Annotated in this window: 15 protein-coding genes; 7 read left to right on the plus strand and 8 right to left on the minus strand. The window is 61.1% G+C overall.

Annotation, left to right across the window (positions count from 1 at the left end; all coding sequences use genetic code 11):
• The 6 genes from QSV77_RS20855 to QSV77_RS20880 form a co-directional block, all read right to left on the minus strand.
• Positions 1-984, minus strand: a complete 984-nt coding sequence (locus tag QSV77_RS20855) for an ABC transporter substrate-binding protein (RefSeq protein WP_302734912.1) — start codon at positions 982-984, stop codon at positions 1-3.
• Positions 985-1,003: 19 nt separating this feature from the next.
• Positions 1,004-3,157, minus strand: a complete 2,154-nt coding sequence (locus QSV77_RS20860; protein WP_302734913.1) for a TonB-dependent receptor — start codon at positions 3,155-3,157, stop codon at positions 1,004-1,006.
• Positions 3,158-3,254: 97 nt separating this feature from the next.
• Complete coding sequence (locus QSV77_RS20865) at positions 3,255-3,638, minus strand: hypothetical protein (RefSeq protein ID WP_302734914.1); 384 nt, start codon at positions 3,636-3,638, stop codon at positions 3,255-3,257.
• The gene (locus tag QSV77_RS20870; protein WP_302734915.1) at positions 3,635-4,573 is read right to left on the minus strand and encodes a U32 family peptidase; all 939 of its coding nucleotides are present in this window, start codon (positions 4,571-4,573) and stop codon (positions 3,635-3,637) included. Before QSV77_RS20870 ends, QSV77_RS20865 begins: the two co-directional genes overlap by 4 nt.
• Before the next feature lie 5 nt (positions 4,574-4,578).
• Positions 4,579-5,556, minus strand: coding sequence for a peptidase U32 family protein (locus QSV77_RS20875; protein WP_142842889.1), 978 nt, complete (start codon positions 5,554-5,556; stop codon positions 4,579-4,581).
• Positions 5,547-6,062 (minus strand): SCP2 domain-containing protein, encoded by a 516-nt coding sequence (locus tag QSV77_RS20880; RefSeq protein ID WP_302734916.1) that lies wholly within the window; start codon positions 6,060-6,062, stop codon positions 5,547-5,549. Before QSV77_RS20880 ends, QSV77_RS20875 begins: the two co-directional genes overlap by 10 nt.
• 149 nt (positions 6,063-6,211) lie before the next feature.
• Here QSV77_RS20880 and QSV77_RS20885 point away from each other — a divergent pair, with 149 nt between their 5' ends.
• From QSV77_RS20885 to QSV77_RS20895, 3 genes are read left to right on the plus strand one after another with little or no spacing between them, the layout of a single operon-like run.
• Positions 6,212-6,562, plus strand: a complete 351-nt coding sequence (locus QSV77_RS20885) for a DUF488 domain-containing protein (RefSeq protein ID WP_080830320.1) — start codon at positions 6,212-6,214, stop codon at positions 6,560-6,562.
• 55 nt (positions 6,563-6,617) lie between these two features.
• Positions 6,618-8,132 carry a UbiD family decarboxylase gene (locus QSV77_RS20890; protein WP_302734917.1) on the plus strand — a complete coding sequence of 505 codons (1,515 nt, stop codon included), beginning with the start codon at positions 6,618-6,620 and terminating at the stop codon, positions 8,130-8,132.
• Positions 8,129-8,719 carry a UbiX family flavin prenyltransferase gene (locus tag QSV77_RS20895; protein WP_302734918.1) on the plus strand — a complete coding sequence of 197 codons (591 nt, stop codon included), beginning with the start codon at positions 8,129-8,131 and terminating at the stop codon, positions 8,717-8,719. Before QSV77_RS20890 ends, QSV77_RS20895 begins: the two co-directional genes overlap by 4 nt.
• Before the next feature lie 4 nt (positions 8,720-8,723).
• Here QSV77_RS20895 and QSV77_RS20900 read toward each other — a convergent pair whose 3' ends face one another.
• Both QSV77_RS20900 and QSV77_RS20905 read right to left on the minus strand, forming a co-directional pair.
• Positions 8,724-9,401 (minus strand): NnrU family protein, encoded by a 678-nt coding sequence (locus QSV77_RS20900; RefSeq protein ID WP_302734919.1) that lies wholly within the window; start codon positions 9,399-9,401, stop codon positions 8,724-8,726.
• A gap of 12 nt (positions 9,402-9,413) precedes the next feature.
• Positions 9,414-9,569: a hypothetical protein gene (locus QSV77_RS20905; protein ID WP_003520964.1), complete on the minus strand. Its 156-nt coding sequence runs from the start codon at positions 9,567-9,569 to the stop codon at positions 9,414-9,416.
• A gap of 137 nt (positions 9,570-9,706) precedes the next feature.
• On the opposite strand from QSV77_RS20905, the gene QSV77_RS20910 reads away from it, so the two are divergent.
• The 4 genes from QSV77_RS20910 (at position 9,707) to QSV77_RS20925 (ending at position 12,538) form a co-directional block, all read left to right on the plus strand.
• Positions 9,707-10,240, plus strand: coding sequence for a cytochrome c oxidase subunit 3 (locus tag QSV77_RS20910; protein ID WP_302734920.1), 534 nt, complete (start codon positions 9,707-9,709; stop codon positions 10,238-10,240).
• Between the two features lie 5 nt (positions 10,241-10,245).
• Positions 10,246-10,536, plus strand: a complete 291-nt coding sequence (locus tag QSV77_RS20915) for a hypothetical protein (RefSeq protein WP_302734921.1) — start codon at positions 10,246-10,248, stop codon at positions 10,534-10,536.
• Between the two features lie 178 nt (positions 10,537-10,714).
• Positions 10,715-11,167 (plus strand): cytochrome c, encoded by a 453-nt coding sequence (locus QSV77_RS20920; RefSeq protein ID WP_046800955.1) that lies wholly within the window; start codon positions 10,715-10,717, stop codon positions 11,165-11,167.
• Positions 11,168-11,191: 24 nt separating this feature from the next.
• Positions 11,192-12,538 (plus strand): nitric-oxide reductase large subunit, encoded by a 1,347-nt coding sequence (locus QSV77_RS20925; RefSeq protein WP_110758675.1) that lies wholly within the window; start codon positions 11,192-11,194, stop codon positions 12,536-12,538.
• Positions 12,539-12,601: the final 63 nt, after the last annotated feature.

Raw genomic sequence — 12,601 nt, forward strand, 5'->3', positions numbered from 1 at the left:
CTACACCAGATAAAAGCCGTCATCCGGCCGCCGGCCGCCGATGATTGCCGGGTCGGCCTTGGCGAGTTCATCGTAAAATGCCTCGAGACCGGCGCGTGCCGCACTTGCCTTCAATGCCGACAAATGGCTTGTCGGGAAGGAGGCGGCGATGATTTCCGGCGGGAAACCGAGGGCATCGGCCGCAGCCGCGGCCGCCGTTTGCGGGTCAGCTGTGGCACTGGCAAGTGCCGCTTCCATTCCCGCCTGCAAAGCCTCTATACCCGCCTTGCCGAGCTTTTGCTGAACCTGCGACGTCAGGGCAAGGCCCGCCTGCGGGATTTCCGGCTTGCCCGCCACCTTTGCCCATTCCTTCTGGACATCGATGGTGCGGTGAACGGTCATGAAAAACGACTTTGCCTTGATCAGTACAGCGGTCGCGGCCGGTTCGCTCAGCAGGGCCGCATCTACCCGCCCCGTCAGCAGCAATTGCACGGCTTCCGGTGGCGAAGCGGCATATTCCAGCTTGATATCGCCGGGCTTCAAGCCTTTTTCAGCGACCAGCCGGCGCAGAACGAAATCGGGCATATCGTTCTTGAACGGCAGAGCCAGCGTCTTGCCGGAAAGGCTTTCGAGCGACGTCAGCGTCTCGTCCTTCGACACGATGTAGAGCAGACCTGTTGTCAGCACGTTCATCAGCCCAAGACCGAGGCCGCGATTATGGAGATTGGCAGCGCCGTAGCTCGGCATCACCACCGCCCCCATGGAGCCGGAGGCGACGGCAGCGCGCATTTCATCCGGCGTTTTCCATGCCTTGAAGACGGCCCCAGGCGCGACATCCTTCAGGAAACCGCCTTTTACGGCATGAGCCAGAACCGCTGAAGGTGCTGCGGGCGGACCGTAAAAGACAAGCGGTGCCTCGGCCCTCAGGACGGATGGCGCGGCAAGGCCCGCAACGGTCAGCCCGGAAAGCAGCGACAGCGCCCGGCGTCGTGTGTAACTCGTCATGATCAGATCCTTTCCGCTTTCAGAAACGCGCCTTGATACCGGCATAAAATCCGCGTCCGTCGCCCGGCAGATAGACCGCCTGACCGGCGCTTGCCTGGTCGAGAATGAGTGTGGATGAGGCATAGGTCTTGTCGAAGACGTTGGTGACCGCGCCGTAGATCGAGAACCTGTCATTGACGCGATATTCAGTCTTGAGATCGACCACGGCATAGGGATCGGCATACATCGTATTCATGTTGTCGACCGGGGTCCTGGAAGGCACCCATTGCAGCACCGCGCCGATATCCCATTGTTCGAAAATGGCATATTGCAGGGCGAGATTGACGACATGGCGCGGCGCGCCGGCCAGCCGGTTGTCACCGCGTACCGGATCGTCGCGGAAGCGGAAATCCTGCAGCACATAGGCAAGACGAGCGGTCAGACCATCCAGCACCTCGCCGGAAACGCCAAGCTCCAGACCGGCATGTACGGTTTCATCCGCGTTGAAAGCGGAGAGCAGCGAACCGCTGGTGTCGCGCAGGCTCAGCAATTCGTTCTCCACCCAGGAGTAATACGCGGTGGCGTCGATATTCCACGAGCCGCGCTCGCCGCGCCAGCCGACCTCGACCGTGGTCGCCGTCTGCGCCTCAAGATCGGGCGTCGAAAAACCGGTGGGCGATGCATTCGGCGTGCCGCCGGTGGTGCCGAGAAGATCGTCATGGGTCGGCGGTTCGAAACTGCGGCTGACAGCGGCAAACAGCATGTTGTTATCGTCCGGGCGCCAACTGATACCGAGCGCCGGAGACCAGCCGCTGTAGCTGCGCTCATAGCTCGTACCTACCGCAGCCACGCCAGAGGCGGCCGCGCCGCCCGGTCCGAAGCTCAGCCTTGGCCGGGTTGCAGCCCGCCAGAGATCGTCATTGTCACGGGTGGCATGGGTGTAGGAAAGCGATGGCGACAGCGTCACCGTTTCGGAAAGCGGAATATTCAGCCCCGCATTCAAAGACAGCGTCGACGCATCGAGATCATTGTTGGAAAAGGCCGGACCATCACCCCCTGCCCGGTTGATGTGATAGGTCCGTTCCGCCGAACCAACCGTATAGAGCGCCGAAGCTTCGAAAAGCGGCAGCAGGGCATCGGCATCGGGCTGGTAGGCATAACGCAGTAGCCCCGTCACATCGCCGCCATCCGTGCGCCGAACGCCGCTTGAGACCGGGAACCGGAACATATCCCTGGTATAGGTGTAACCCAGTCCGATATCGAAGAGATGATCGCCGAGTTCGATCGAGCTGCGCGAGCCGATGACGAACTGGCTGGCTTCCCGGCGCGGCTTGTCACGCATCACATTCGGCCCGAGGCTGGTTGGCGGACCCGGCGAAACCTGTCTGGGATCAGCATCCATGGCGCTTTTCGTCAGGGGTCCTGCCACGTCAAAACCCAGATCGGTATAGCTGGCAAAAACCCGCGTCTTGACGGCGTCCGACACCTCCACCTCGATCACCCCGCCGACACTTACCCGGCGGGAATCATTGTAAACGCGATAACCATCGCGACGGCTGACATCGGCATAAAAACCGGCAGCGAAGCGATCCGCATCAAAACCAGTGCGCAGCGAGGCGTCCGCCTGACCGAAACTGCCGCCGCCGGCAGAAATGCTGGTTCCCTTCTCCACCGGCGAAGCAAAATTGATCGCCCCGCCCAGAACGCTGGCCCCCAGCCGGTTGGCGGTGTAACCGCGGTAAATTTCGATGAGGCTGGCCTGACCGGGATTGGCGAGCCCGACGATATAGGAACCATCGGCACGGTTGATCGGCAACCCGTCCTTCAGCACCAGAACCCCGCGTTCGACCGGGTTCTGCTGCAACCCGGAGCCCCTGATCTGAATGCGCGGCTGGTCATTGCCGCCGAAAAAGCGCTGCACCACCACGCCGGGTGCCGAAGCAAGCACATCTGCAAGCGTCGGCACGGCCTTCGAGGTCTGTTCCTGCGGCTGGAGTGCGGAGACACCACCTGGAATGGCCTTCAGGCGCTGGCGCGCCTGCTCCACGCCATCCGCCCATCTCGCCCCCTCAACCGTGATCGTCTCCAGAACTGTGGTCGAGCCCGGTGTGGCCGATTGCGCAAGCGCAACACCGGAAACCCCTGCCATCAGACCCGTTATTATCGTGAAAAACCCCGCCTTCAGCACCCGCATATGCCACCCCTTCAGTCATAACCTGCGTGTACCGGGGATGACATTTTGCAAGAACGGCCTCTTTGCGCTGGATCAAACAACACCAAAAACATGAGTTTTATTTACATGTTTTAAGAGACAGGGCGTCGCGCAGGAGTCGCGATCCTTCCTGAGCGGCGGCGGCGATGTCGAGAAACATCAGGCTCGCCGTTTCGACGATGCCTTCATCGACCGTATCGTCCTCGGCAAAATCCGCCAGCATCTCGGTCAGAAGCCCGATCTTGCGCCGCTCTTCGCGGGCGGCGGCCAGAAGCTTGACGATATTGCGCTGGCGCTCGAAATCCTCGAGCTCGCGCAAGGCCTCATGGACCTTGTCACGGCAGCCGCAATCCAGTGCGCTCTGCAAAACCACGTTGCGCACCAGATGGATCGCAGCAGCGATATCCGCCCCGCCCGGCGCTGCCACAGACAGCGATTGCGGCTCTTGCCTGTTCATCGTCATGCATTCACCCCATGCGCCGTGTTGCGGGCACGGGCGACCCAGGCCGCCCCTTCCTGCCCGTGGTGGAAACCATTGGAAAAAGGCACGTCCGGATAGATTTGCCCGAGACGTGCAAGACCATCTGCCGCATCCCGCCTGCCGGCCAGAACATCGTCATGGATCCGCGCCACCGCCACCATGTCGCAATCCTGTGGTGACAGCCGGAATCGGGCGATGCCAGCGGCCGCCAGATCCTGCAATTCGCCAAGCAGCGACTGGCAGGTGTGCGACACCGTCTGCACGCCGTTCAGCGCCAGAAACGACTGCCGATCAAGCGTGCGCACCGGTAATCCATCCGGGTCGTCACCGCAGACGAACTGGCAATTATCCTTGATATTGCCCTTGGCGCGAGCATGGGCGCAGCGTGCCGAAATGGCGAGCGGCAGGCGGCCGAAGGCGAAGACTTCGAACTCCACATCCGGTGTTTCCGCCACGATGCGCTCCACCGAGGTTACCGGCAGTTCCGGCGGCAGGCAGATGGCGCTTGCCCCACGCGAGGCGAGCAGCCGCGCGGTGGCCGCATTATAGACATTCACCATCGGCCCGACGACATGCGGCGTGCCGTGCAACATGCCGAGAGCGGAAAGATCGTTTGCCTCGACGGGATAGGGGCTATCGGCGATCAGGCCGCGCAGCTGGCGGCTTTCGCGCTCCAACGTTACCAGTGAAAGCGTAGAGAGGATCACCTGCTTTCCGGCACTCTCCAGCCGCTCGATCACCTCGGCCAGATGCGGTTCGGTAAAATGAAACCGTTTGGAACAGACGGTTTCACCGAGATAGACATGACTGACGGGCGCCTCATCGGCGATGCGGAGATAGAAATCGCGCCATCTCTCGCCCTGCCAGAGATAAAGCACCGGGCCCAGCGCCAATGTGGCCTTTGCGGTTTTTGCCATCGCCATCATCTCCAGCGTTTCTCGTAAGCGCCGACAGTTGTGCGCTGGCCTTCGCTTAACAGCCGCAGGCGTGAGAGCAGCCGTCCCCGTTCTTCGGCACTGGCGGCCAGCGCCCGGTGCAGGGTGGACACCACTTCCGCCACATAGGCCTTGCCGCGCTGGCGGCCCTCAATCTTCAGCGCGCTGACCCCCGCTTCGCGCAGCGCATCAATCTGGTCCATCACATCAAGCGACACCGGGTCCTCAAAGGCATAAGACTTGTCATCGGCAATCTCGAAACGGCCCTTGCAGAGCGTCGGATAACCCGCCGCTTCGCCTTCCGGAAAGCGGTTGATGGTGTAATCGCCGAGTTCCGACACCAGCTCCTGCCCATCCTGCCGATAACGCACATGGCTTGCTGGCGAGCAGACGCCGTTCATGTTGGGGGATTTTCCGGTGGCGTAAGACGAGAGCGAGCAGCGCCCCTCCGCCATGACGCAGAGGCCGCCAAACACGAAGATTTCGATTTCGCAGCGGATCTGCCGCGCCAGCCGGGCGATGTCGGAAATCGTCAGCGTGCGTGGCAGCACCACGCGTTTCGCACCGAAGGCATCGACGAGGAAATTCACCGCATCGGCATTGGAGGCGGAGGCCTGCACGGAGACATGGATGCGCTGCTGCGGGTGGTGTTCCGCCACATGCGCCATCAGACCGAAATCGGCAAGGATAAGCGCGTCCGCCCCCGCCTTCACGGCATCGGCCGCACCGCGATACCAGATATCCTCATTTCCCGCGCGCATGAAGGTGTTGAGCGCGACGAAAGTCTGGACGCCGCGCTTCTTCGCGTAGGCAATGGCTTCGGCAAGCTCTTCGCGGGAAAAATTGAGCCCCGGGAAATTGCGGGCATTGGTCTCATCGCGAAAGCCGCAATAGACGGCATCCGCGCCGGCATCCACGGCCTCGCGGAAGGCGGCAGGCGTTCCCGCGGGACAGATCAGCTCCATGCCGCACCTCCACGCGTTTCGGATAGAACATGGCCGCGCAGGCGGTTCGCAAGCCCCGTTACGACAGGCGCGAAAGGCCCGGCAAAGGCACCGAGATCGCGCGGCAGATCAATGCCGCTGTCATCGAGCGCATTGCGCAGTGCCAGCATCGCCTCCATGTCGCCGGTCACGCTGAGATCACGCGAAAAGAACAGCGCATCGGCATCCTGCCGCCCCTCCATCAGCGCCAGCAGCATGAAAAGCGGCCCTTCCACCGCCGCATCCACCTTGGGCAAGCGGCCCTTTCGGCTGACGGTGATGGCGGGACGCGCGGGCTCGACCATGAAGGCGAAGGGCAGATCGACCGGCAGGAAGGCATAGCGTTTGCTGCGATGTTCACCGAGCCGGCCGAACAGATCAGGGTGCCGTTTCATGATCTGCGCCAGCATCGCCGCCGTCGCTCGCTGCACCACGGCAAGGGGCAGAAAATTCATGGGGGTAGCGATGGCGGCGGGAAACGGTCTCATAAATGGTCCTGTCAGGTCAGTTGCGGGCAGGAACCTAACCGCAGCGCGCCAGCGCCGGTTTGAGCGAACGCAAAGACAGAGAGATTTTCGGGTGCGGCTTCACAAAAGCCGCTATAAATCATTCACTTGCGAAGCGAAGGAGGCCGCCCATGTCCGATATAAGGATCAAACGGATTTATGATGCCGCCAGCGATGATGACGGCGCACGCATTCTGGTGGACCGGCTGTGGCCGCGCGGCATGCGCAAGGAAACCGCACAGCTTTCGCTGTGGATGAAGGAAATCGCGCCCAGCAACGAATTGCGCAAGAATTTCTCGCATATGCCGTCGCGTTTTGCGGAATTCACCCGGCACTATCATGAGGAGCTGGCCGCCAATCCCGATGCCGTGGCGCGCATGAAGGAGCTGATGGCGAAGGGCCGCGTCACGCTGCTTTATGCCGCCCATGATACCGAACACAACCACGCCCTGGTTCTCGCCGACTATCTTCGTTCGCACTGAGCCGCATTTGCGGCAGCGCAAGGACATGCCGCACTGGCGCCTGCAAACAGGCGGCATGAGAGACGAAGAAACAGAAACGAGACCCATCCGCACCGCCGATCTTCGCGGTTTCATCCGGCTGCTGGAAGAACGTGGGCAGCTGCGGCGAATTCGCCAGCCGGTATCGCTGGTGCACGAAATCACTGAAATCCACCGCCGCGTGCTCGCCGATGGCGGGCCGGCACTGCTTTTCGAGCGACCTGTCGACCATGAGGGCAAGGTGCGGGAGATGCCGCTGCTTGCCAATCTTTTCGGCACGCGGCAGCGCATCGAATGGGGGTTGGGGCTGGAGACCGGCGGCCTGCCTGCACTTGGACAAAAGCTCGCCGAACTGCGCGAGCCGCAGCCGCCAAAATCCATGGCCGAGGCATGGGGTAAGCTGCCTTTGCTGAAAGCAGCACTTTCCATGCGGCCACGAAACGTCTCGCGCGCGCCGGTGCAGGAAAGGGTGCTGACGGGTGATGCAATCGATCTTGCCTGCCTGCCGGTGCAATGGTGCTGGCCGGGCGAGCCGGCCCCGCTCATCACCTGGCCGCTGGTCATCACCCGTTCGCCTGATGATACCGACGATATCAATGTCGGCATCTACCGCATGCAGGTGTTGGGACCGGACAGGGCGATCATGCGCTGGCTGGCGCATCGCGGCGGCGCGCATCACCACCGGTTGTGGCGTGCGCGCGGGCTGGATATGCCCGTTACCGTCGCCATTGGGGCCGATCCTGCCACCATTCTCGCCGCCGTGATGCCGCTTCCCGACCATATCAGCGAGCTTGGCTTCTCCGGCCTGCTGCGCGGCTCGAAAAGCCGCATCGCAAAAGCTTTAACCGTGCCGATGCCGGTGCCGGCCAATGCCGAGATCGTGCTGGAAGGCACCGTTTCGGCAACGGAAACGGCACTCGAAGGCCCCTATGGCGACCACACCGGCTATTATAATTCGGTCGAATCCTTCCCGATCATGACGCTCTCGGCAATCACCATGCGTCGCGATCCGATCTATCTTTCCACCTATACCGGCCGGCCGCCGGATGAGCCTTCGGTTCTGGGCGAAGCCATGCTCGAGATTTTTCTGCCGCTCGTGAAAAAGCAGTTTGCGGAAATCGTCGATCTGTGGATGCCGCCGGAGGCCTGCTCCTACCGCATTATGGTCGCATCCATCGACAAGCGTTACCCGGGACAGGCAAAGCGGGTGATGATGGGCCTTTGGTCGATGCTGCCGCAGTTCAGCTATGTGAAGCTCATCATTCTGGTCGATCCCGACATTGATGTGCGCAACTGGGCGGATGTCATCTGGGCTCTCTCCACCCGTTTCGACGCCTCGCGCGATACGATGATCATAAACGATACGCCAATCGACTATCTCGACTTCGCCTCTCCTAAAGCCGGTCTCGGCGGCAAGATGGGACTGGACGCCACCCACAAGCTACCGCCGGAGACGGAGCGCGAATGGGGCCGCGTACTATCCATGACGCCTGACGTGATCGCGAAAGTGGATCTGATGTGGCGCGATCTCGGCCTTGGAGAACGGCCATGAACCCATGCCGTGTCGTGGTCGGCGTCACCGGCGCCTCGGGTGCCGGCATCGCCCTGCGCATTATCGAGCGCCTTGCCGGGATGAAAAGCGTCGAAATCCATCTCGTCCTGTCGCAATCCGCGAGACGCACCGTGTTGCATGAGAAAGGGGCGCAAGCCATGGGGCGGATGTTTTCGCTCGCCGGCGTCAATCATTCCATCGACGATATCGGCGCGGCGATTGCCAGCGGCTCTTTCCCGACGGCGGGCATGATCGTCGCCCCCTGCTCCATGCGGACACTCGCGGCCATTGCAACCGGGCTTTCGGACAATCTCCTCACCCGCGCCGCCGATGTGCATCTGAAGGAACGCCGGAAACTTGTGCTGATGACGCGCGAGACGCCGCTGCATCTCATCCATCTGCGCAACATGTGCACGGTGACGGAGGCTGGCGCCATCGTCATGCCGCCGGTGCCGGCCTTTTACAACAGGCCGCAAAGCGTCGACGATATTGTTGACCAATTCGCCGCCCGCGCCATCGATCAGCTCGGCATCGCTTCCGCGCCACAGGCGCCGATATGGCAGCCGCATATGGTGAAGGCGCCCTAAGCGATCAGAGATAGGCCATGGGGTCCGCGCCAAAAAGCATGGCATGGCCGCCGGCCAGCAGCCACCACACCGTCAAGCCCGTCAGCGCTGCGGCGAGCAGCATCGGCCCATCTACGGCGATGCGGGTTTTGCCTGTGAGAGCCGACGCAAAGGGAATCGTAGCGCTTCCGGCAGCCGCCACGTTCCACGCATTACCCAGTCTTTTCCGCGCACGTTTTTCGGTCATCGCCATTCCGCCCATAGAGAACAGTGCAAAGCCGCCGAACAGGATGACGGAGCGCAGATCGCCATTCGGCACGACATGGCCAAGCGACCAGAATAGAAAACCGATAAGCACCGGATGGCGGGTGATGCGGACAATGGCCCCCGGCTCCTGCCCCTGCCGCACGGAAATGGAGAGCGGATTGACGCTGAGGAGGCCAGCCAGCACGAAAAACAGGCCAATCGGCGCTGCCAGAAACGTGACATGCGCCTGCCAGGGCGCGACATCCCAGAGCGGAATATAATCGACCGACAGCGCGGCATAAAATACCCAGCCCAGCGTCAGAAGCGAGACGACGGAATAAGCCCCGAAATAGGCGGGCCTGCCGATGCCCGCGATCAGCCGGCCGCGCACGGCAGGTACGGCGGGAATGGAATGCAGCGCCACGAAAAGCGAAAGAGCGGCGACAAGTTCAAACATGCGACTGCCTTCTCACTGGTTCAGGAACAGCACCGAAGCAATGGCCACGGAGGCAAGCACGGCGGAAACCGCGCCCATGCGCTGCAACACTCCCATACGGTACAACAGCACCGCAAAGCCAATGATAATAGGGGTTGCGACAATCAGCCCGACCTGCGCGTCGTTCATGGGAAGCTCCATTTTCCAGAGTTGCGCTTTGTCATGACAATAGGACTTTGCGCGCTCCCTTCTTTGACCGACCGCAAAGAAGCGGGGTTTGAGGACGCCTAAGCGTGGCTTGCTGTTTTACAATTACGGGCGAGACCATGGCGATCAATACGGAAGAGGAAAGCGGAAACCTGCTTTTGTGGATTCTGGTCTGGAGCGAACTTGCCGCTTTCGGCGCGCTGACCGGCGCCTTCATCATCGCCTTCGCCTTCAACCCTGATGCGTTCGCCGCCGCGCGCCAGCATCTGCAGCCACAACTTGCCGGCCTCAACACCCTGATTTTGCTGGCAAGCGGCTGGCAGGCGGCCATCGCGGCCAGCCGCCACACGGCGCTGGCGGGCAAAAGGCGGGCGCTTGTCCTTGCCGGCCTGCTGGGTTTCGCTTTCGTCGGTGTGAAGCTCCATGAATATTCCACCGAAATCGCCTTCGCGTCCGATCCCGCCTATGGCGCTTTCTTCGAGCTTTATTTCCTGCTCACCGGCTTCCACCTGCTGCATGTCGTCTTCGTGGCCGTGCTGCTGTTTCTCGTCGCAGTCTTCCCGAAAAACGAGAACGTCGCGCTGGTGACGACGCTGTGGCATGTCATCGATCTGGTCTGGATCGTCATTTTTCCCATCGTCTATCTGGTTTGACAAACATGATCCAACGCACCTCCCGCCAGCTCGCAAGAAGTTTTGCAGTGCTCGCCATTCTTGTTCTCGCCGGCACGGCCGTCGTCACATCGTGGAAAGCGGCGCTTCTGCCGCCCGTTGCCGCCGCCTGCCTGATGCTGCTTTTCGCGCTCATGAAATCCAGACGCGTCATCGACGACTTTCTTGGTTTTGGCGAAGAGCGAGGCCTGCTGCGCACGGCGCTTCTGGCATGGCCCGCAATCTTTGCCGCCGCAGCCCTTTTGCGGGCGTTCCTGCAGGGCATTCTGTCGCTCTGAAAAGGCGGATCACACCACCTCTCCACTTGTTTGCCAAATGGCAAAGAACGCCGGCAGCCAGCGGCTAGAAAGGCTTCAGACCCCACCGCGTTCCGCCAGCCTGCTGGCAAATCCCGGCAAGAGGGTTCGATCAAGCCAGTCCGCATAAGCGGTCTTCCGGATGGAAAGGACCATTGGCATGGCAGAACGCCTGACCAAAACAGGAGCGCGAAACGTCTTTTACGGCGGCTCCATCTTCTTCTTCGCCATATTCGTCGGGCTGACGGCCCATAGCCATTATTACATGCGCACCACATCGACGGATGAAAGCACGCTGACGGAAAGCGTCGCGCGCGGCAAACACGTGTGGGAGAAAAATTCCTGCATCAACTGTCACACGCTGCTCGGCGAAGGCGCCTATTTCGCGCCCGAACTCGGCAATGTCTGGAAGCGCTATGGCGGCGTGGAAGACAAGGAGACGGCGCGCGATTCCATCAAGGCCTGGATGGCCGCCCAGCCCACCGGCATCGAGGGCCGGCGCCAGATGCCGCAGTTCAATCTCACCGAACAGGAACTCGATGATCTCGTCGACTTCCTCGAATGGACGAGCCGGATCAAGACGCAGAACTGGCCGCCGAACGATGCGGGTTGAGGTTGACGGCAAGGAGATGACGAGATGAAATACCAGACGCAAAAAGTCGCCATGCTGTATTTTTACGGCGCAATCGGGCTGTTCGTGGCGCAGATCCTGTTCGGCGTCATCGCCGCGACGATCTACGTGCTGCCCAACACGCTTTCCGAGCTTCTGCCCTTCAACATCGTGCGCATGATCCACACCAATGCGCTGGTCGTGTGGCTGTTGATGGGCTTCATGGGCTCGACCTTCTATCTTCTGCCAGAAGAGACGGAAACGGAGCTTTACAGCCCCAAGCTCGCCATCGCCCAGTTCTGGATCTTCCTGGTGGCCGCCGCGGTTGCCGTGGTCGGCTATATGTTCCGTATCCATGAAGGCCGCGAATTCCTCGAACAGCCCTTCGCCATCAAGGTCGGCATCGTGCTTGTCGTTTTGATGTTCCTGTTCAACATCACCATGACAGCACTGAAGGGCCGCAAGACCACCGTCATCAACATCCTGCTCTTCGGTCTCTGGGGTCTGGCAATCTTCTTCCTCTTCGCCTTTTACAACCCCATCAACCTGGCGCTGGACAAGATGTACTGGTGGTACGTCATCCATCTGTGGGTGGAAGGCGTGTGGGAACTGATCATGGCGTCGATCCTCGCCTTCCTGATGATCAAGCTCAACGGCATCGACCGCGAAGTGGTGGAAAAATGGCTCTATGTCATCGTCGGTCTTGCCCTGTTCTCGGGCATTCTCGGCACCGGCCACCATTATTACTGGATCGGCGCGCCGGGTTACTGGCAGTGGATCGGTTCGCTGTTCTCGACGCTGGAAGTGGCCCCCTTCTTCACCATGGTCATCTTCACCTTCGTCATGACCTGGAAGGCTGGCCGCAAGCATGAGAACCGCGCAGCCCTCCTCTGGTCGATCGGCTGCTCGGTCATGGCCTTCTTCGGCGCCGGCGTCTGGGGCTTCCTGCACACGCTGTCTTCGGTGAACTATTACACCCACGGCACGCAGCTTACCGCCGCCCACGGGCACCTCGCCTTCTTCGGCGCCTATGTGATGCTGAACCTTGCGATGATGGCCTACGCCATCCCCGAAATGAAGAAACGCGCGCCCTACAACCAGTGGCTTTCGATGACGAGCTTCTGGGTCATGTGCACGGCCATGTCGGTGATGACCTTCGCGCTGACATTCGCCGGCGTGGTGCAGATCCAGCTTCAGCGGGTCATGGGCGAAAGTTTCATGGATGTGCAGGACCAGCTGGCGATCTTCTACTGGATCCGTCTCGGTTCTGGTTTCGCGGTTCTCATTTCGGCGGTCATGTTCATCTGGGCAATCCTGGTACCGGGCAAGCAGAAACAGGGCGACGTTGCCCGCCTCGTGCAGCCCGCCGAATGAGAAACGGACCGGCTCTCCTTTTCCCCCGGAGAGCCGGTTCCTTATCAACAAACATGGAGATGA

Source organism: Agrobacterium sp. V1, from assembly GCF_030518355.1.
GTDB lineage: Bacteria > Pseudomonadota > Alphaproteobacteria > Rhizobiales > Rhizobiaceae > Agrobacterium > Agrobacterium cucumeris.

Coding starts and splice junctions, on each gene's coding strand:
- QSV77_RS20885 (WP_080830320.1), top strand. CDS start 6,212: ATGTCCGATATAAGGATCAAACGGATTTATGATGCCGCCAGCGATGAT.
- QSV77_RS20900 (WP_302734919.1), bottom strand. CDS start 9,401: ATGTTTGAACTTGTCGCCGCTCTTTCGCTTTTCGTGGCGCTGCATTCC.
- QSV77_RS20865 (WP_302734914.1), bottom strand. CDS start 3,638: ATGACGATGAACAGGCAAGAGCCGCAATCGCTGTCTGTGGCAGCGCCG.
- QSV77_RS20870 (WP_302734915.1), bottom strand. CDS start 4,573: ATGGCAAAAACCGCAAAGGCCACATTGGCGCTGGGCCCGGTGCTTTAT.
- QSV77_RS20875 (WP_142842889.1), bottom strand. CDS start 5,556: ATGGAGCTGATCTGTCCCGCGGGAACGCCTGCCGCCTTCCGCGAGGCC.
- QSV77_RS20880 (WP_302734916.1), bottom strand. CDS start 6,062: ATGAGACCGTTTCCCGCCGCCATCGCTACCCCCATGAATTTTCTGCCC.
- QSV77_RS20860 (WP_302734913.1), bottom strand. CDS start 3,157: ATGCGGGTGCTGAAGGCGGGGTTTTTCACGATAATAACGGGTCTGATG.
- QSV77_RS20915 (WP_302734921.1), top strand. CDS start 10,246: ATGATCCAACGCACCTCCCGCCAGCTCGCAAGAAGTTTTGCAGTGCTC.
- QSV77_RS20925 (WP_110758675.1), top strand. CDS start 11,192: ATGAAATACCAGACGCAAAAAGTCGCCATGCTGTATTTTTACGGCGCA.
- QSV77_RS20855 (WP_302734912.1), bottom strand. CDS start 984: ATGACGAGTTACACACGACGCCGGGCGCTGTCGCTGCTTTCCGGGCTG.
- QSV77_RS20905 (WP_003520964.1), bottom strand. CDS start 9,569: ATGAACGACGCGCAGGTCGGGCTGATTGTCGCAACCCCTATTATCATT.
- QSV77_RS20920 (WP_046800955.1), top strand. CDS start 10,715: ATGGCAGAACGCCTGACCAAAACAGGAGCGCGAAACGTCTTTTACGGC.
- QSV77_RS20910 (WP_302734920.1), top strand. CDS start 9,707: ATGGCGATCAATACGGAAGAGGAAAGCGGAAACCTGCTTTTGTGGATT.
- QSV77_RS20895 (WP_302734918.1), top strand. CDS start 8,129: ATGAACCCATGCCGTGTCGTGGTCGGCGTCACCGGCGCCTCGGGTGCC.
- QSV77_RS20890 (WP_302734917.1), top strand. CDS start 6,618: ATGAGAGACGAAGAAACAGAAACGAGACCCATCCGCACCGCCGATCTT.